This window comes from Microbispora sitophila, from assembly GCF_014892245.1.
GTDB lineage: Bacteria > Actinomycetota > Actinomycetes > Streptosporangiales > Streptosporangiaceae > Microbispora > Microbispora siamensis.
Genome location: NZ_JADBGC010000064.1, coordinates 1 through 3,767 on the forward strand (window position 1 = coordinate 1; position 3,767 = coordinate 3,767).

General features: G+C 73.3%; 2 protein-coding genes. Both read right to left on the minus strand.

Annotation, left to right across the window (positions count from 1 at the left end):
- A partial coding sequence (locus IL992_RS47390) for a type I polyketide synthase (RefSeq protein WP_319019256.1) occupies positions 1-1,445 on the minus strand: 1,445 nt, incomplete at its 3' end.
- A gap of 27 nt (positions 1,446-1,472) precedes the next feature.
- Positions 1,473-3,767: SDR family NAD(P)-dependent oxidoreductase (locus tag IL992_RS47395; RefSeq protein WP_226874975.1), on the minus strand; the 2,295-nt coding region annotated here is incomplete at its 5' end.

Consider the following 3,767-nt stretch of genomic DNA (forward strand, 5'->3'; position numbering starts at 1 on the left):
GAACCGTTCGGCGAGATGGCATGAGACGCCTGCGGGGTGTCGTCCTGGTCGGGTGCCTGTTCGAGGATGACGTGGGCGTTGGTGCCGCTGATCCCGAACGACGAAACGCCCGCACGTCTCGGGCGGCCGGTCTCGGGCCAGGGGCGTTGCTCGGTGAGGAGGCGGATGGTGCCGGTGGTCCAGTCGACGTGGGGGGTGGGCTGGTCGATGTGGAGGGTTTGCGGCAGCAGTTTGTTGCGGATGGCGTGGACGGTTTTGATGATGCCGGCGACGCCGGCGGCGGCTTGGGCGTGGCCGATGTTGGATTTGAGGGAGCCGAGCCATAGGGGGTGGTCGGCGGGGCGGTTTTGCCCGTAGGTGGCCAGGAGGGCTTGGGCTTCGATGGGGTCGCCGAGGGTGGTGCCGGTGCCGTGGGCTTCGACGGCGTCGACGTCCAGGGGGCCGAGTCCGGCGTTGTCGAGGGCGTGGGTGATGACGCGTTGTTGTGAGGGGCCGTTGGGGGCGGTCAACCCGTTGGAGGCGCCGTCTTGGTTGACGGCGGTGCCGCGGATGACGGCGAGTACCCGGTGACCGTTTCGGCGGGCGTCCGACAGGCGTTCGACCAGCAGCAGGCCCACGCCTTCGGCCCAGCCGGTGCCGTCCGCCGACGACGAGAAGGCCTTGCACCGCCCGTCCGGGGACAGCCCCCGCTGTCGTGAGAACTCGACGAACGTCCCCGGCGACGTCATGAGCGTCACCCCACCGGCCAGCGCGAGGTCGGACTCGCCCGACCGCAGCGACCGTACGGCCAGGTGCAGCGCGACCAGTGACGACGAGCAGGCGGTGTCCACGGTCACGGCCGGGCCCTCGAACCCGAAGGTGTAGGCGATCCGCCCGGACAGCACGCTGGCCGCGGTGCCCGTGATCAGGTAACCCTCGACTTCCTCCGGCGCGGGACCCGATGACTTCGCGTAGTCCTGACCGTTGGTCCCGGTGAAGACCCCCGTGCGGCTGCCTTTGAGGGTGGTGGGGTCGATGCCGGCGCGTTCGAGGGTTTCCCAGGCGACTTCGAGCAGGAGGCGTTGCTGGGGGTCGCTGGCGAGGGCTTCGCGGCGGGAGATGCCGAAGAAGTCGGCGTCGAATCCGGCGATGTCGTGGAGGAAGCCGCCGTGGCGGGTGTAGGAGGTGCCGGGGTGGTCGGGGTCGGGGTCGTACAGGGCGTCCAGGTCCCAGCCGCGGTCGGCGGGGAACTCGGTGACGGCGTCGCGGCCCTCGGCGACCAGGTCCCACAGGTCCTCGGGGGAGGCCACCCCGCCGGGCAGACGGCAGCCCATCCCCACGATCGCGATCGGCTCCCGTTGCTCGTCCCGGACGTCCCGCAGTTCTTCGCGCGTCTTGTGCAGTTCCTCCGTCACGCGTCGGAGGAGACGCCGGATCTGGTCGTCGCTCACAGGTTCGCCTTCCATGGGCCGGGGTGGGGCAAAGGGAACAGGTCAGGAGATGCCGAGCTCATTGCTGATGAAATCGATGAGCTCGTCGTCGGAGGCCGAGGACAGGTCGGCGGTCGCCGCGGGGCGCTCGTCGGGCTGGGTCTCCCCGAGAAGCTCCGCCAGGCGCCGCAGCCGGTCCGCCGCGGCCTCTCGATCGGACGGGGAGACCGTCTCGCCGAGCAGCGTCTCCAGCTCACCGAGCTTTGCGAGCACGGCGGCGACGGGCGGCTCAGGATCGGGCAGCAGCACGTTGAGCAGGTGGTCCACGAGCCCGGCGGGCGTCGGATAGTCGAACACGAGCGTGCTCGACAGCGGCGTCCCGGTCAGCCGGGTGAGGCGGTTGCGCAGTTCGACGGCCGACAGCGAGGTGAACCCCTGGTCGCGGAAGCCCCGGTCGTCGTCCACTTCGGCCGCCGAGCCGTACCCGAGCACGTCGGCGATCTCCGCGCGGACCAGCGCGCGCAGCGTCGGCCGTCGCTCGGGTTCCGGCAGGCCCGCCAGCCGCGCGGGGAGGTCCGGCTCGCCGCCTGAGGTCTCCGCCGCGCTGGGCGCCGCCGCACGGGCCTCGGGCAGCTCGGCGAGCAGCGGGTGAGGCCGTACGGCGTGCACCGTCGCCCAGTCCGCGCGGGCGACGACCAGCCGGGTCTCTCCGGCGGCCACCGCCTCTTCCAGCGCCGACACGGCGAGATCGGGGGCCATGGGCGGGAAGCCGCTTCGCCGCAGTCCCTCCCTGGCCTCCTCGCCGGCGATGCCCTCGCCATCCCAGTGCCCCCAGGCGACGGAGGTGGCGGGCAGGCCGAGCGAACGGCGGTGCTCGGCGAGGGCGTCCAGGAAGGCGTTGCCCGGCGCGTAGTTGCCCTGGCCCGGGTTGCCGATCAGCCCGGTGACCGACGAGAACAGCACGAACGCCGTCAGCGGAAGCTCCCGGGTCAGCTCGTGCAGGGCGAGCGCGCCGCCCACCTTCACCCGGTTCACCGCGGCCAGTCGCTCCGGCGTGAGTGAGCCGAGCAGGCCGTCGTCCAGTACGGCGGCGGTGTGGACCACGGCGGTCAGCGGATGCTCCGGCGGCACGGCGGCGAGCACGGCGGCGAGGGCGTCCCGGTCGGAGACGTCGCACGCGGCGACCGTCACCCGGGCGCCCAGCCTCGTAAGCTCGGCGTGCAGGTCCTCCGCGCCGGGAGCGTCGAGCCCCCGCCGGCTGACCAGCAGCAGGTGCGGGACCCCGCGCCGGGCCAGCCGCCGGGCCACATGAGCACCGAGCGCGCCGGTGCCGCCCGTGATGAGCACGGTCCCCGCCGGCGCCCACTCCGCTGGCGTGGCCTCCCGGCTCGGTGCGGGAACCAGCCGACGGGCGAGAAGTCCCGAGGCGCGCACCGCGAGTTCCGACTCGCCGTGCGGTCCGGTCAGCGCGGTCACGGCGTACGCGACGCTCCGCCCATCAGGCGGCGACCCGCGCAAGGACCCGTGCAGGGGCTCGTGCAGTGGCGGAAGGTCCACGATCCCGGCCCACCGCTCGGGCCTCTCGGCGGCGATCACCCCGCTCAGGCCCCACGCGAGCCCCCCGGCCGGATTCGGCACCCGGTCGGACGGCGCCGCCGCGACCGCGCCGCTCGTCGTGAGCCAGAGCGGGCCGTCGATCGCCGCCGCGTCCAGCGCCTGCAGCAGAGCGATGTCCTGGCCCTCATAGGGGGTACCGTCCAGGCCGAGCAGGGATACGACACCGGTGAACCGTTCGCCGGTCCGTACGGAGGTGAGCGACGCCACCAGGGAATCCCGGTCGGCCTTCCCGCCGACGACGGCCTCCGTCACCTCGGCGCCGCGCTCCTCCAGCACGTGTTGCAGAGCCTTCGCCCAGGCCGCTGCCGTCTCCCACGCCGTACGGACCAGCAGCCAGCGGCCTCCGGACCGGAGCGCGGGCTCCTCCACCGGCCGCCAGACGACGCGGTAGCGCCACGAGTCCAGCGTGGTCCGCGCGTCCCGGGCGGCGTGCCACGAGGCCAGGACCGGCAGGGCGTCCCCGAGCGACCGCCGTACGCGCTCGGCTTCCGCACCCAGGGTGCCGACCAGAGCGTCGAGGTCGCCGCGGCTGACGATGTCCCAGAAACGCGCCTTTCCGTCGTCGTACGGCCCGCCCTGGCCGGACTGCGGCGGGCTCACCCAGTGCCTGCGTCGCTGGAAGGCGTAGGTGGGCAGGTCGATGGTGGTGGCCTGGCCGTGGAGGGTGGTCCAGTCGACGGGGGTGCCGTGGGTGTGGGCGTGGGCGGCGGCGGTGACGGCGGTGTGGGGTTCGGGGCGGTC